General features: G+C 63.3%; 9 protein-coding genes. 2 read left to right on the forward strand and 7 right to left on the reverse strand.

The window, feature by feature from the left end:
- Window positions 1–107: 107 nt before the first annotated feature.
- The 5 genes from RAC97_RS24030 to RAC97_RS24050 all read right to left on the reverse strand — a co-directional run bounded on the left by RAC97_RS24030 (window position 108) and on the right by RAC97_RS24050 (window position 7,127).
- Entirely contained in the window at window positions 108–575 is a 468-nt protein-coding gene (locus tag RAC97_RS24030) for an SRPBCC family protein (RefSeq protein WP_375102126.1), read from the reverse strand.
- 30 nt (window positions 576–605) lie between these two features.
- Window positions 606–4,040, reverse strand: coding sequence for an amino acid adenylation domain-containing protein (locus RAC97_RS24035; protein ID WP_375102127.1), 3,435 nt, complete (start codon window positions 4,038–4,040; stop codon window positions 606–608).
- A 9-nt stretch (window positions 4,041–4,049) separates the two neighbouring features.
- Window positions 4,050–4,979 (reverse strand): diiron oxygenase, encoded by a 930-nt coding sequence (locus tag RAC97_RS24040; protein WP_375102128.1) that lies wholly within the window; start codon window positions 4,977–4,979, stop codon window positions 4,050–4,052.
- A complete protein-coding gene (locus RAC97_RS24045) occupies window positions 4,976–5,752 on the reverse strand; it encodes a DUF3050 domain-containing protein (protein ID WP_375102129.1) in 777 nt (258 codons plus the stop codon). Before RAC97_RS24045 ends, RAC97_RS24040 begins: the two co-directional genes overlap by 4 nt.
- 682 nt (window positions 5,753–6,434) lie before the next feature.
- Window positions 6,435–7,127 (reverse strand): GntR family transcriptional regulator, encoded by a 693-nt coding sequence (locus tag RAC97_RS24050; protein ID WP_375102130.1) that lies wholly within the window; start codon window positions 7,125–7,127, stop codon window positions 6,435–6,437.
- Between the two features lie 197 nt (window positions 7,128–7,324).
- Between RAC97_RS24050 and lapG the strand changes: the two genes are divergently transcribed.
- Complete coding sequence (gene lapG / locus RAC97_RS24055) at window positions 7,325–8,089, forward strand: cysteine protease LapG (RefSeq protein WP_375102133.1); 765 nt, start codon at window positions 7,325–7,327, stop codon at window positions 8,087–8,089.
- Between the two features lie 10 nt (window positions 8,090–8,099).
- The gene (gene lapD / locus RAC97_RS24060) at window positions 8,100–10,046 is read left to right on the forward strand and encodes a cyclic di-GMP receptor LapD (protein WP_375102131.1); all 1,947 of its coding nucleotides are present in this window, start codon (window positions 8,100–8,102) and stop codon (window positions 10,044–10,046) included.
- Between the two features lie 106 nt (window positions 10,047–10,152).
- Here the strand turns inward: lapD and RAC97_RS24065 are convergent, their stop codons facing one another.
- Both RAC97_RS24065 and RAC97_RS24070 read right to left on the reverse strand, forming a co-directional pair.
- The gene (locus RAC97_RS24065) at window positions 10,153–10,494 is read right to left on the reverse strand and encodes a tryptophan synthase subunit beta (RefSeq protein ID WP_375102134.1); all 342 of its coding nucleotides are present in this window, start codon (window positions 10,492–10,494) and stop codon (window positions 10,153–10,155) included.
- A gap of 105 nt (window positions 10,495–10,599) precedes the next feature.
- A partial coding sequence (locus tag RAC97_RS24070; RefSeq protein ID WP_375102132.1) for a beta strand repeat-containing protein occupies window positions 10,600–15,639 on the reverse strand: 5,040 nt, incomplete at its 5' end.

The raw sequence follows: 15,639 nt of genomic DNA on the forward strand, positions 1-15,639 counted from the left end.
CAGGCAGATAGGGGTTTTGTCTTTTCCGGGTCTTGCATTTCATCGGCCCCAAAAATACGGCGCCGACCCAAGGTCGGCGCCGTACTGGCAAACCGCAGCTAGAGCGCTCAGCTCAGCAGGTTGCGCACATTCCCCATCGCCTCATCGGCAAACCCCTGGAGAAACGCCTGGAACCCAGGCAACGCCTCCGCGCCGCCTTCCCAAGGCTCAGCCTGGATGGTCCAGGTCGCTCGGCTACGATTGTCGCCCAACGCCTCGACCTGCATCGCCGCCCACAGGTTGCCGATGTTCAGGCTGGTGTAGATCAGGCTCCAGGTCATATACATGCCCTGCTCATTACGCGAGTTGAGCTGCTCGATCACCACGTTGCCATCCTTGAACAGTTTCTTGCGTATCGAGCGCACGCCGCTGCCAGTCATGTCGATATGAGCCAGTGCGGGAATGAACACCGGAAAGCCCGCGAAATTACCGACGATGTTCCAGACGCTGGCCGCTGGCGCGGCGATCTCGACGCTGGATTCCACCAGGCAGCCTTCAGGGTTGCGGACCAAGGTGTCAGGTTTGAGTGCTTGCATGTGATGTTGCTCCGTTGGTGTTTGAAAAGGTCAGATGAAACCGATGTCGCTCAGGTAGCGGCAGCCGCGGCGCAGCAGCTCCGGGCTCTTGGCGGGGTAATGCGCGCCCATGCGCTGCACACCGTTGCGTGCATTGCCGTGCTCGATGGTGGAGATGTCGCCGATGTCTTCCTCGAACCCGTCCAGGTAGAAACCCAGCACCTCGAACAACGCGTTGTTGCGGTCGACGCGACCCAGCTCGCGCTGCCACTGCTCCACCTCGACCCAGTCGAACGCATGGCCCTGCTCGCGGAACGACGCCAGGTAGTCCTGCCAGCGCAAGGGCTCGGGGTTGTGCAGGTTGAACACGCATTGCCCCGGCAGGTGGCGGCTGCTGTGGAAGGCCACGAAGCGGGCGAGGAAGTCCACCGGCATCAGGTCGAAGTCCAGCTCCAGGCGCGGAACCTGACCCAATTGCAATGAGCCCTTGAGCATCAGCATCAGGCGGTTGCGCTGGGGTTGGCAGACGCCCGTGCGGCTGTCGAAGGTGATGTTGCCGGGGCGGAACAGGTTGACCCACACACCTTGCTCGCGTGCCCGCTGCAGGATGCGCTCGCCGACCCACTTGCTCAGGTTGTAGCCGTTGCGAATGTAGATCGGCGGTGTCGCTGCCGGGTCCTGCTCCAGCACGCGCCCATCCTCACCCACCGCACTGCACGCCGAGAGCGTCGAGATGAAGTTGAAGACTTTTTTGCGGTGCCCCTCGCACAGGCGCAGGCACTCGAACAGCGGCTCGATGTTGTCGCCTGCCAATGCCTGGTAATCGAGCACGTGGTTGACCTGGGCGGCGTTGTGCAGCAATGCGCCGTATTCGCTATCCAGGTAATCGTAGTCCCGCTGGCTCAACCCCAGCCGTGGCAAGCGCAGGTCCGCCGCCAGCACCCTGACGCGGCTCATGTCCAGCTCCAGGCGGTTCTCGACCAAGGCCTGGGCGAATCGCTGTTCGGCACTCTGGCCACCGGCACTGCGCACCAGGCAGGCGACCTCGGTGGCTCCCCAGTCCAGGAGCGCCTCCACCAAGTGCACCCCCAGGAAGCTGTTGGCACCGGTAACGATTACCTTGTGCACATCGCCCAGCGCCTCCAGCGGGAGCACCTGCTGCAGGCCAAGTTCGCGGTTGGCGTCCAGCTCCAGCTGGGCGAGCGGCGTCTGCATGGCCTCCACGCTGCCATCCAGCAGTGCGCCAAGCCGCTGCAGGGTGGGTTGTTCGATGAAACGGTTGATGGCCACGCCCTGCCCGAACTGCTCGCGTACCTCCAACAACAGCCTCGACAGCAAGATGGAGTGCCCACCGAGGTTGAAGAAGCTGTCGTCGATAGAGATATCCGCCTCGGCCAGCTCCAGCAACCTGCCCCAAACGCCACGCAGCCGCTGTTCGGTCGGCGTGCTGGGCGCCAGGCGCAGGGTCGTCGGTAGTGCCACAGGGCGTGCCAGCAGCGCCTGGCGGTCGACCTTGCCATTGGCGGTGTAGGGCATTTCCCGAAGCACCTGGTAGAACGCCGGGCGCATGTAGTCCGGCAGGTGCTGCTCGGCATGTACGCGCAGCGCCTGCTGTGCGCCTTCCTGTAAAGGCTGGGCAGCGAAGGCCAGCACCCGGCGCTGGGTATCCACCACCACGGCAACCTGGGCATAGAGCCGACTGTCGCGCAGGCACTGCTCGATCTCCTCCGGCTCTACCCGGAACCCACGGATCTTCACCTGGTTGTCTCGCCGCCCGCACAGCTCGATGCCCTCGGCCGTCCACCTGGCGATGTCGCCGCTGCGATAGGCGCGCACAGCGCGACCGTCAACCAGGCTCAGGGTGACGAAGCGCTCCTCGGTTAACGTCGGGTTGTTCAGATAGCCCAGGCCAACACCGGGTCCGCAGATGTACAACTCGCCAGGGGTGTCCTGGGTGACGGGTTGCAGGTGCTCGTCGAGAATCAGCACCTGGGTATTGGCGATAGGCACTCCGAGGTTGCGGTTGCTGTCGTCTGCGCCGAACACCCGGGTCGTAGCCAGCACCGTGGTTTCCGTCGGGCCATAGATATTGTGCATCCGGCACTGTCCGGACAGCCTGGCGATCACCTCGGGTTCGCACACATCGCCGCCGGTCACCAAGTGACGCAGGCCCAGGTGCTCGCTACGCGGCAGGATGCTCAGCAGGGCAGGGGGCAGGAAGGCGTGGCTGACTTCCTGGCTGTGGATAAGCTGCACCAGGCGCTGGGGGTCGCGGCGTTGGTCCTCGTTGGGGATGACCAGTTCGGCACCACAAGCAAAGGTCGGCAGGATATCCAGCAGCGAGGCATCGAAGCCGATGGTAGAGAACTGCAGCACTCGGCTGTGGCTGTCCAACGCCACGTGTTCGCGGTACCAGGCCATGAAGTGGCTGAGGTTGCGTTGGCTCAGCAGTACGCCCTTGGGCGCCCCGGTGGTGCCTGAGGTGTAGATTGCCGCGCAGGGCGCCTCTGGACCTGTACTGCGTACATTCAGGCTGGGTAGCTCAGGGTCATCTGGCATGCTCAGCGTGCGGACATCCAGTGCATCCAGCCCAGGCTCGGCGAGCCCGTCATGCAGCAGCAGGCTGACACCGGCGTCTTCGAGAATGCGCTGACGCCGTTCCGCAGGCGTGGCTGGGTCCACAGGCAGGTACACGGCCCCAAAGCCGAGCACGGCCAGCAGGCTGGCGTACAGCCCGGGCGATTTGGCCATGCACACCGCGACCACCGTCGGCGTTTCGCTGACATGGGGCAGCAGCCGTTGCAAGGCGCGCTGGATACCCACTGCCCGCGCATGCAGCGCATGGTAGCTGTGCCGCCGACCATCCTGGTTCAGCGCTGGCTGAGCCGCGAAACGGCGCAGGCTGGCTTCGAGCTGTTCGATAACACGGGCCTCGGCCTGTTCCAGCAGGTCGGCGCGCAAGGTGCGGTTGAACGGGTGTCGGTAGGCCAGCGACTCCAGCCAATCCAAGCCATGCTCGCGCTCATGCAGGCCGGGGCTGACCGACGGGGCCTCCTGCACATGTCGTGGGTTGCGAGCGATGAGGGCGACCTGCCGAGCCAGCTGTTCCTCCAGCACTCGCAGCGTGGCTTGGCGTAGCTGCTGGCCGTTGCCGGATGCCGGCGTGTCCACGGCCACCCGCTCGATCAACCTTTGTGCACTGGCACTGCCGCACCAGAACAGTATTTCCAGGCGGGGAAGGGTGTCGGCGTGGCTAGCCCCCAGGCGCAAGCGCATCAGTGGTGTATCGCCCAACGGTAGCCAGTCGGTGCTGGCGAGCGCCAGGCTGCCGTCCTCCAGCACCAGGTGCTGCGGGCTGGCGAGGGCCTGGCGCAGGGCCTGCGGGTTGTCGGCCAGGCGTGCGCCGTGGCCGTGCTGGTCAAGCATCCCGGTAAGCTGACGTAGCGCCGGGCTGGTACCGACCAGGAGTATGTCGAGACGTCTCATGGGGCCTCCTCAGGGCAAGTAGTCGCTCAACGCGGCCTGCACGCAGGGCGTCTCGAGCATCGAGCTGCTGCGCAGGAAGCGCAGGATGTTGCCTAGCAGCGGGTGCTGGTGGTTGATCGGGTAAGCCAAGCCTTGCACCTCGGTACGCAGCGCCTGGCGTACCGGCTCGCTCACCGGCAGCGCGGCGATCAGGCTGAAGTCGAACGCCTGCTGGATGTCGTTAGTCAGGTACTGGGCGAGAAATATCGGCAGCACCTTGGCGATCGCCTCCCGCTCGTCATCCGGCGCGGCCTGCCAATAGATGCGTGTGAGCCTGGCCCAGAAGCTCGAGTGACGACCCTCGTCCAACAGGTGGTCGGCCATCAGGCCCTTGACCGAGGGCTTGACCGTGTCGTCGCGGGCGAATGCCGCGACGTCGTCGGTCAGGGTGTTCTCGGCGATACCCACGCACACAAGCTCCAGCGCATCGCGAAGGGGTTCGGGGACTTGCGCCAACGCGGCAGGAATAGCCCGACTGAGCTCGATCTCCCCTGGCAACGCGATGGGCTCGATACCTGTCAACGCGACGGTCTGCTGCAGAAAGTCCATGGCCACCAGTGCGTGGTAGTCCTCGTCGACCACCACGGTCATGGCGTCGTAGCGGCAGGCGAAGGGGAAACGCACGGCAAAGCGGTCCTTGGCGATGCGCCGGGCGGTGCGGTCGACGATCTCGGTCTCGAAGATCACCACGTCATTGATGAACTTGTAGAGGCTCTGCACCAGCACGAAGTCGCGCAGTTGCGGGCACTCGCGCTGGAACGTGGCGCCGAGTACCAGGGGTTGGCGGCTGAGTGGGTAGATCAGCCGCTGGTCGTCCTCTACCAGGCGCCGTGGGCGGGTGCGGATGGTTGCGCGCTCCTCCCAGGACTCGGCGAACGAGCGGTATTCGTGGGCGTTCATGGCGTGGCCTCGACGACAGGGGCGCGCAGGGTTTCGCGTAGCCGGTCCCAGAAGGCCATGCGGCTGTCCACTGCGGCGATGGCGGCTTCGTAGGTTTCCTCCAGGCGCTGGGGATCGTGGCCCACCAGGCGCTCGAGCAGCTGTTCGGCCGCAGGACCATGGTCTTCGGAGTCGACCTCGATATGCCGTTGCAGGTAGTAACGGAAAGTGGGGGCCTGTTCGATGCCGATGCCCCACTCATCGAGGATCTGCTGGAACATGGTCGGGATGACGCTCTCGCGCCCATGCAGGAAGGCAGCGGCAACCCGGTGGGCGGGTGCGGCCAGGGCCACCTTCAGGGTGTCGTGGACGAAGCGCTTCGCCGCCTCGCTGGCGCCGGCCCGTTCCAAGGCGGTGTGATAGTCGACGCCTTGCTGTTGCAGACTGACGAAACACTCGATTGCCCGAGTACTGGCGCCGACTTCGCGCATGGCGTCCAGGTACAGCTCGTAATGGCTGTAGTGTCCGTGATCGAGGCGGTCGTCGGATTCTTCGCCGAGCACGATTTCGTTGATCAGGCGCGCCGCGGCCGGGTCAGCTGGCGGCAGCCAGGGCAATGTCACGCAGGTCAGTTCCTGTTGCAGGCGTTTGGTAAGGGACATGAAGTCCCACACCGCGAACACATGGGTTTCCATGAACTGGCGCAAGGTTGCCAACGAGTCGATTTCGGAAAACAACGGGTGCCGGGAAAGTTCTGACTTCTTCGCGGTAAGTGTGCTCTTCAATGTGCTCATGAGTCGCTCCGTTAATCGCTGAGTTTGGGGTTGCTCATGCAAGTTGGTGTGCGGTCTTTATTCCAGGCGAACAGCGACCTCGAACAAATATCGATACCGTGCAGGGGCGGGAAAACCCAGGGCGCGCTACGCGCCGTATATGGCGTAGGGTGCGGCCTGGCGTCTAAAAGCTAAAACAGATCCAAAGTGCGCTGCAATTATTTTTTTAATTAATTGAAAGTTGATGTTTTTTGCGCAGACGTGGTTTCGATAAAACTTTTAAGAAGTTTTATTTGGCATGAGAGTGCTCCTTCCGATAGTTGTCTGTCAGAAAAAACAATTGAGTGAATGCCTCACTCGGAGCACTGATATAGGGGGTTAAGAAGATGATTCACTTTGCGGTGGGCGGCTGATCGCCTTGCGGTCCTTGCCCCGTTGCCAGACTCCTTCTGCTGGTGAGTAATCGGCGCACGACCAGGCCCGCCTCGGGGCGATCAGCGATCGTTGCGCGGGACTAGAGTGGGCTCAAATGGCAGCCACTGCCATGGGGTGGGGCGGCAGGGTAGTAGAAAAGGAGTAGAAGGGCGGGGGAAAAGTCGATATGGGCGGTCTGTAAGCTTTCGCCAGCTTCGCTATCGCGGGCTGCGGCCTGTTACAGCTGGAAGCAAACGCTCTAGGCGTTCGACCAGTAGGCACATCTGCCTCACTTGGCCTGTTGCTGGTCCAGGTAGTTGCGGATAGTGCGGGCTGCGTTGTTAAGGTGGGCCTCCAGGACCTTGACCGCTTCTTCCACCAGCTTGTCGCTGGCTGCATCCACCAGGGCGATGTGGTCGTCCTGGGTAAGTTTCCCCAGGCCCATGGAGGACAAGTGGAACCGCAGGAAGCGCTCCTCCTCGTTGAGTTCTACCTCGATCATGCGCAGCAGCTTCTGGTTGTGCGCCTTGCTGTAAAGCGACAGGTGGAAGAGGCGGTTGAGGCGGCCAATTTCGGCGTGGCGGGTTTCGTTTTCCAGCTGGTGGATGTAGCTGCGGGCCAAGGCAATGTCGTCGGCATCCAGATAGGGGATGGACTGACGCAGTGCTTCGGACTCGAGAATGACCCGCAAAGCATAGGTATCGACCGCGTCTTCGCCGATCAGCGGGGCCACCACGGCACCCTTGTGCATGACCACCTTCAGCAACGATTGCGCCTCCAGCTGGCGCAAGGCCTCGCGTACCGGCATGCGGCTCACGCCGAACAGCCCGGCAAGGGTCTCCTGGCGCAGCGCCGTGCCCGGTGGCAGGCGCCCGTCAAGGATGGCACTGCGCAGGCGCTCTTCGATAACACTACGGGCCAGGTGCGCTGGCACCTGCTCGTTACCCAGTACCTTGCTGAGGAGAGTTTCTTTCTCGGCCACGCGGAGTCTGCCTCGATGAATAGCTGAAAATTGGATCCAATAACCCTAATGACGAGGGCGGGCGCTTGTCAATTCGAAGTACCGCAGAACGGGCGGCAGACGACGAAATGCGGCTATCGTGAATGAAGTCATCGTGCAAGGGAAGCCGCATGTTCCCGGCACGATGCACGAGGATGGGTGAATCGACAGTCGGCACCATGCCGTTGTCTTTTCCCCTGGCAAGCCGCACCATCGCTGCTTTCTTCGATCGGTCTGGACGGGTGTTCGCAGTGGCGATACCTAGGATGCTCAACGTGGCCGTGCGCCGTCTCGGCCTGGCCTTGCTGCTCGGCTGCCTGTTGCCGGGCGGCCTGCACGCGGACTGGGATTTCTCCCAGATCAGCCGCCGTGCCCAGGCACTCTATGGCCCCCTGGGCCAAGGCCAGCAGCGCATCGATGCCTGGCAGGCGCTGATGGCTGCCCAGGCCCAAGGCAGCGAACGGGAGCGCTTGCAGGTGGTCAACCAGTTCTTCAACCAGCAACTGCGCTACGTCGAGGACATCGACCTGTGGCGCGAGGTCGACTACTGGGCCACGCCGATCCAATCCCTGATCAAGGGGGCGGGAGACTGCGAGGACTACGCCATCGCCAAGTATTTCAGCCTGCGCCGCATGGGCATCCCTGCCGAAAAGCTGCGTATCACCTACGTCAAGGCACTGCGCCAGAACCGCGCGCACATGGTGCTGACCTATTATTCAAGCCCACAGGCCCAGCCATTGGTGCTCGACAGCCTGATGGACGCGATCCGCCCAGCCAGCGAGCGCACCGACCTGCTGCCGGTTTACGCCTTCAATGGCGAAGGCCTTTGGCTCACGGGGGCTGCGGGCAACAAAAAGGTGGGCGACACCAAACGACTGTCGCGCTGGCAAGACCTGCTGAAGAAAATGCAGGCCGAAGGGTTCCCGGCCGAACCGGTTTACTGAGGAGCACAGGATGTCTCTGTTCAAACAGTTGTTGCTTGCCATCTGCCTGCTGCTGACCATTGCCTTCGGCGGCAGCTTCATGGTCAGCCTGGAAAGCTCGCGCAGTCAGTACGTCAACCAACTGCGCTCCCACGCCCAGGATGCGGCGACGGCGCTGGCGCTGTCGTTGACACCGAACATCGACGACCCGGCCATGGTCGAGCTGATGGTCAGTTCGATCTTCGACAGTGGCTATTACTCGAGTATCAAGGTCATCGACCTGGACTCCAGCGCGGTGTTGGTAGAGCGCCACGCCGAACCTGACAGCAGCGGGGTGCCCGGCTGGTTCGTTAGCCTGATCGGCCTGGAGCCGGCCGGCGGCGATGCGATCGTCAGCCGTGGCTGGCAGCAGGCCGCGCGGGTCGAGGTGGTCAGCCACCCGATGTTCGCCCTGGCCAAGCTCTGGCAGGGCGCGCTGGGCAGCCTGGGCTGGTTGCTGCTGTGTGGTGTCGTCAGCGCTGTACTGGGGGCTTTGCTGCTGCGTCGGCAGTTGCGTCCGCTGGACTATATGGTCGAACAATCCCACGCCATCGCCCGACGCGAGTTCCTCAGCCTGCCGGAATTGCCGCGCACGCCTGAGCTGCGTCGGGTGGTGCAGGCAATGAACCAGATGGTCGAAAAACTCAAGGCGCTGTTTTCCGAACAGGCCGAGCGCAGCGAGCGGTTGCGGGCCGAGTCCTACCAGGACAGCCTCACGGGCCTGGCCAACCGGCGTTACTTCGAAATGCAGCTCAATGCCCGGGTCAGCAATCTGGAAGAGTCGCGCACCGGTTACCTGCTGTTGCTGCGCGTGCAGGACTTGGCCGGGCTCAACGCGCGCCTGGGCGGCGAGCGTGCCGACCAACTGCTGCAAGCGGTGGGTGAGCAATTGCGGCGCGCCTGCGCCAGCTTCCCGGAAACCAATAACCTCATCACCCGCAGCCGCGGCGGGGAATTCGCCGTGCTGGCGCCGGGCATGGTGCATGACGAGGCCGTGCACCTGGCCCAGGCCCTGCAGGCGGCGCTGCAAAGCCTGCACGAGACGGGTGCCAGCGATGTCGACCCAGTGGCCTGCATCGGTGTTGCCCCCTACAGCCCGGGCGATGCGCCGCAAGCACTGCTGAAACTGGCCGACGAGGCGCTGGCCCGTGCCGAGAGCCAGCCGCAACCTGGCTGGGTGTGCCTGGAGCAGGGCGCGGCGGCAGTGGCCGCCGACAGCCAGCATGACTGGCATGCACGCCTCGACCAGGCCCTGGACAAAGGTCAGTTCGCGTTGTTCTTCCAGCCGGTAGTGAACAGCCAGGCGCCGGAGCAGGTGCTGCACTACAAGGTCATTTCCCGGTTATGCGACGGCCAGGACGAACCGTTGGCCGCTGGGCGTTTCCTGCCGTGGCTGGAGCGCTTTGGCTGGATGCCACGGCTGGACCTGCTGATGCTGGAGAAGGTATTGCGGCACCTGCACAACCACAGCGAGACGCTGGCGCTGAACTTGTGTGCCGCGACCTTGGCAGACTGGAACGCGATGCAGCGCATTTATGCGTTATTGGGCCAGAATCGCGCCCTGGGGCCGCGTCTGACCTTCGAGATCGGCGAGGAGCAGTTGCCCGAGCAGGCGATGCTCGAGCAGCTCACCCGGCGCCTGCGCGGGTTGGGCTTCAGCCTGGCCTTGCAGCGCTTCGGCGGGCGTTTCAGCATGATCGGCAACCTGGCGCACCTGGGACTGGCCTACCTGAAGATCGATGGTGGCTATATCCGCAGCATCGACCAGGAGCAGCACAAGCGGCTGTTCATCGAGGCTATCCAGCGAGCGGCGCACAGCATCGACCTGCCGCTGATTGCCGAGCGGGTGGAAACCGAAGGGGAATTGCAGGTGCTTCGCGCCATGGGTGTGCAGGGGGTTCAAGGGCAATTGGTGGGCGAGCCGGCGCCTTGGCGATGACCTAAACGGTGGATGGCACCGGCTGCACCGGTGTTCGTGGGCAAGCCCGTTTCTACAGGTGCTCCATTGCCCTTGTGGGCACGGCCCTGCCCGTCAGGCCGCTCGATCAGATCAACCCGCCGCCCTCATCTTCCTCGATCAGGTTGTTCAGGCTGCCCAATGCCTTGCGCGCAGTCGAGCGGTTGAGCAGCTTGGCCTGGGCGCCCGCAGGCAGGTCGGTGATGCTGAACACGCCCTTGGCCGTCAGCACGTCGATCAAGTCCTCGAGCACGCGGATCATATCCAGGTCGCTCTGCTTGAGCTGCTTGAGGCTGTTTTCCACGACATCGTCGGCGAACCACTCGAGCACGTCGGCGTGGTCGGGCGGCAGGATCTCCTCGAACTCATCATAGGGCGCTGCCTCTACCCGCAGCAGCTGGCCGTTGGCGTCGCGTTGCACGTAGAACATGGCATCGTCCCTCACGGTGTTTCCTTCTGGATAGTCGGTGTAGTCAGCAGCATAGGCAATGTTCGCTCACTGCGTGCAGGCGATGCCGCCTGCACGCAGAGGGCATCAGCTGTTGGAGTTGTCGATCTTGATGGTCGGGTCGGCACCGCTGATCAACGAGTTGATCGTGGTGTTCGACCAGTTCACCCCCTCCAGCTTGATGGTCACGTCGGCGTTGGCCAGGCCTCCGGCGGCGTTGAGCTTGCCTTCGGTACTCACCTGCAGGGTCGACTCGCCATTGACCGTGGTGATCTTCAGGTAGTTGTCGATGGTGCTGCCTTTCTCTCCTTGCAGCAGGTCGCGCAGGTCGAGGCGGTCGCCTTCGGCGAGCTTGAAGTCCTTGACCACATCGTTGCCCAGGTCACCGGCTTTCCACACGAAGCTGTCGGCACCGCTGCCACCGGTGAGGATGTCATTGCCCTTGCCGCCGATGAGCGTGTCGTTGCCAGCGCCACCGAACAGGATGTCATTGCCTTCGCCGCCCAGCAGGGTGTCGTTGCCGGTGCCTCCCAGCAGAATGTCGTTGCCCTTGCCGCCGTCGATGTAGTCGTTGCCGCCCTGGCCGAAGACGATGTCGTTGCCATTGCCCCCAATCAGCGTATCGGCACCGTCGTTGCTGCGCGAAACATCGAACTCGGTGTAGTTCTCGGAGATGTACTTGTGCATAGCCCGGGCGTCCACGTCACCGACATCTACCCCCAGCTTGTTGGCGACGTAGGCCTGGATCGCCTCTACGCCCGTGCCTGGGATCGAGTCGAACGTGACCAGGTCGCCGAAGAGGATGTCGTTGCCGTCCCCGCCATTGACCGTGTCGTTACCCGGCTGGATCGCCTCGGTATGGCCCAGGATGGCCTCGGCCAGCTTGCTCGGGTCGATGTTGGTCTGCGGCTTGCCATCTGAGTCGAACGGCTTGAGGTCGTCGCTCTTCACATCGCTGTTCAGGCCGATGGCCTCGACGTTGGACAGCCCGGACAGCAGCTTGAAGCTGTCCAGCGAGTTGTTCCAGGTGGCATTGTCGGTGGTGTTGCCGGTACCCGCGCGGGTCGACAGCTCGAAGGTGCCATCGCCTTGGGCGCGTACCACCGCATTGCTGATGGTGTACCAGCTGATGCCCAGCTTGTACTGCACGCTGAGGTTACCGCTGCTGTCGATGGACGCCCGGTGGTTGCTGTCGATGCTGGCGTTGGTGACGACATTGCCGAGCTTGTAGTTCTGTGCGGTGAGGAAGGTGTCCAGGTTGACGCTGCTGTAACCCAGGGTCGGGTTGGTCTGCTCGCTGCTCTGGTAGAAGGTCGGCTTGCCGTCAGTGATAAAGAAGGTCTGGCCTTCACCCGTATTGCCGACGCTCTTCAGTTGCTGGAACCAGTTGGCGGCGGTCTTGAAGGCATCCTCGTAGTTGGTGCCGCCTTCGGAGGTCATGGTTTTCAGGGCGTTGAGCAGGGTTTGCAGGCCTGCATCGTTGAGTGCGACCGAAACGCTGCTCTTGACCTGGCTGGCGAAGTCCACCAACAGCACGTTCACCGTGCCGGACTGCGCGCCCTTGACGCTGGCGGCCAGGGTCTTGAATACCGATTCCAGCGACTTCTTCGCCGCATCCACGCCGCTGGCGCCCATGCTGCCCGACGTGTCGACGACAAAGGCGATGTTGTAGTCCTTGCCCGGCACCACGTGCAGGCCGGCGACATCGGCCACCACCAGGTCGTTGCCATCGGTGCCGGTGATGGAGTCGCCTTCGGCGGTAAGGTTGCTGGTGCTGTAGGTCTCCGGGAACACCGTGACCTTGATGGTGCCCTCGTTGCTGGCGGTGCTGCCACCGACGTTCTCGGTGGAGGTTGAGGTGACCTTCACATCGAACTGGCCGTAGTAGTAAGCCGGCGGCTTGATGCTCAGGCTACCCAGGTTCCAGCCGGTGACGTCCACCGCAGTGGCTCCTACGGTCACGCTGCGCCCGGCGCTGTCGCTGACCACAGACCCGGCCGGGATGCCGCTGAGCTTGACGCTGAGGCTTTCCGAGCCGTCGGTATCGGTCAGGTTGGTGCTGATGCCCACCAGTTTGACCGGCACGCCGTTCTCGCGACCTTCGTTGAGCTTGTAGCCGTCGTAGTAGCCCTGACCGTTGCTGCCGTGCAGGTCGGAGACGGTCAGGCCGGCGTTGGCCATCTCGGTGACGTTCTGGTACATCGGAATGTTGGCGTTGTTCAGGTCGGTGACCGCGCCGCTGCCCACCTTGACGTTGACGTCGTAGCTGCCTGGGCCCGACTGGTTGGCGTGGTACACCTCGAGGGTGTAGTAGCCGCTGCTGGTCGGGGTATAGCTGCCCGCGACGTTGCCACCGGCGCCCCAGGTAGCTGTAACCACGTTCTTGCCGCCGATAGTCACCAGCAGGCTGTCGTCGGCGGTGCCGCTGAAGGTGTAGGTCTTGCCGGCTTCCAGATAGATCAGGCCGGAGGTCTTCGACCCGCTGCCACCCGCTACGCTGGCGTCGGACTGCACATTGGTGGTGGTCTCGGACTTGTTGGCAGTGCCCGAATTGGCGAACACATTCTTCAGCGCGTCGCCGGTGATGCCGTTGCCGTTGGTGCCAAGGCCGGTGAGGCTGTTCCAGGTTTCCTTGGTCAAGCCCAGGGAGTTGACGTTGTTGCTGGCGATGGCCAGGTCCGGACGGTCGGCCACCGGGGTGATATCGACCTTGAGCGTGGCCTCGGTGCCCAGGTTGGTGCCGTCGTTGGGCTTGAACTTGATCTGGGCGTAGTCGGCCTGCTTGTTACCCACGCCGGTGCCGTTGTAGCCGTCGACGCCAGACTGGTTCGCCAAAGGCACGAACTTGAGCTTGCCGGCGGCGATGTCGGCCTGGCTGATGTTCTGGTTCAGCGTCACGTCGACCCAGGCGCTGCCATTGTTGAACTTCAGGCTGCCCAGGTCGGGGAGTTTGCTGATGGTGACCGAGAGCCCGGTGTTGCCGTCGGCATCGGTGACGTTGAAGTCGCCCCACTTGAGCACATAGTCGGTGTCTTCGACCCCAGTGACCGCACCGCCCGTCGAGACGGGTGCGCTGTCGTTATCGATGATGGTGGTGGTGACGCTGGACCTGCTGGCATCGACTTGCAGGTTCTCGAAGTTGCCGCCGCTGGCGCCGCTGATCTTCACCACGAAGTTTTCCGAGCCTTCGGCCAGCAGGTCGTCGAGGGTCTTGATAGTGAAGGTGGTGCCGGAGCTGTTGGCCGGGATCTTCACGGTGGTAACGCCGCTGAAGTCTTGGCCGTTGGCGGCTGTGCCGCTGTAGGTGAGGGTGATGGTGACTTCGCTTTTCGCCGGGTTGGTCAGGGTCAGGGTGTAGGAGGCCGTACCGCCCTCGGTGACCGACGCATCGCCGCTGATGCCCACGGTGGTGAGGTCGCCCTGGCCGCTCGTCTCGTCGGTGACGGTGGTGGTCAGGGTGTTGCTGCCCAGGGTGATTTTTTCGAAGTTGTCGCCACCGCTGACCGATTCAAGCTTGTTGACGATGTTCGGCTGGCCGCCGAGGTAGACGTCGTCCTTGGCGGTGACAAGGGCCGTGCCGCTGGCGCTGCCTGCGGGAACAATGACCTTGGTGCCATCGCTCAGGGTGAAGGTGAGGCCGCCGTGGCCGGTGACTGCCAGGCCCTGGGTGTTGCTGAGGGTGACGGTGTAGGTGACCTGGCCGCCTTCGGTGACGGTGGTCTTGTCCGCCGTAAGGGTGGCGAGCACTTCGCTCGGGGTGTCGCTGATCTGCACCGTGGCGCTGCCGCCGAGCTCCAGGTTCTCGAAGGTCTTGCCGGTAACCGTGGCGTTGCTGATGCCGACGGTGAGCGAGCCCGAGTCCTTGAACACGTCATCACCCTGGGCGGGGGCCTTGTATTCGACCTGGGTCTGGCCTGCGGCGATGGTGACTTGGTCGCCATTGCTGAGGGTGACGGTCAGCGGACGGTCCAGTGCTTGGTTCACCTTCACCGTGAACGAAGGCTGTTGGGCTTCGGTGACATCGCCATTGCTGACGATGGTGACCGACACCTTGTCGCCCTGGTTGCCCGCGCCAGGCGTACCCGAGCCGGTCTCGTCGGGGACGGTGGTGGTGACGGTATTGCTGCCGAGGGTCAATTTCTCGAAGTTGTCTGCACCGGTGACGCTTTCGAGCTTGTTGACCAGCGACGGCTGCCCGCCGACGTAGGCATCGTCCTTGGTGGTGATGGTGGCCGTGCCGCTGGCGCTGCCGGCTGGAACGGTGACCTTGGTGCCGTCGCTCAAGGTAAAGGTCAGGCCGACGTGACCGCTAACCGGAAGCCCCTGAGCATTGGACAGGGTCACGGTGTAGGTGACCTGGCCGCCTTCGGTGACCGTCGTTTTGTCAGCGGAGAGCGTGGCAACGACCTCGCTGGGCGTGTCGCTGATCTGCACCGTGGCGCTACCGCCGAGTTCCAGGTTTTCGAAGGTCTTGCCGGTAACCGTGGCGTTGGTGATACCGACGGTGAGCGAGCCCGAGTCCTTGAATACGTCATCGCCTTGGGCTGGGGCTTTGTACTCGACCTGGGTCTGGCCGGCAGCGAGGGTGACTTGGTCTCCGTTGCTCAAGGTGACGGTCAATGGGCGGTCCAGCGCCTGGTTCACCTTCACCGTGAACGAAGGCTGCTGAGCTTCAGTGACATCACCATTGCTGACGATGGTCACCGATACCTTGTCGCCTTGGTTGCCAGCGCCCGGTGTACCTGACCCCGTCTCGTCGGTAATCGTTGTGGTGAGCGTATTGCTGCCGAGGGTCAGCTTCTCGAAGTTGTCGCCGCCGGTGACCGACTCGAGCTTGTTGACCAAGGAAGGCTGGCCGCCGACGTAGGCGTCGTCCTTCGCCGTGACGATGGCTGTACCGGTGGCGCTTCCCGCTGGGATGGTGACCTTGGTGCCGTCGCTCAAGGTGAAGGTCAGGCCACCATGGGCGCTGACTGGAAGCCCCTGAGCATTGGACAGAGTCACGGTGTAGGTGACCTGGCCCCCTTCAGTGACCGTGGTTTTGTCTGCGGTGAGGGTGGCGACCACTTCGCTTGGGGTGTCGCTGATCTGCACGGTGGCGCTGCCACCGAGTTCGAGGTTTTCGAA

This window comes from Pseudomonas sp. LS_2, assembly GCF_042709235.1.
GTDB lineage: Bacteria > Pseudomonadota > Gammaproteobacteria > Pseudomonadales > Pseudomonadaceae > Aquipseudomonas.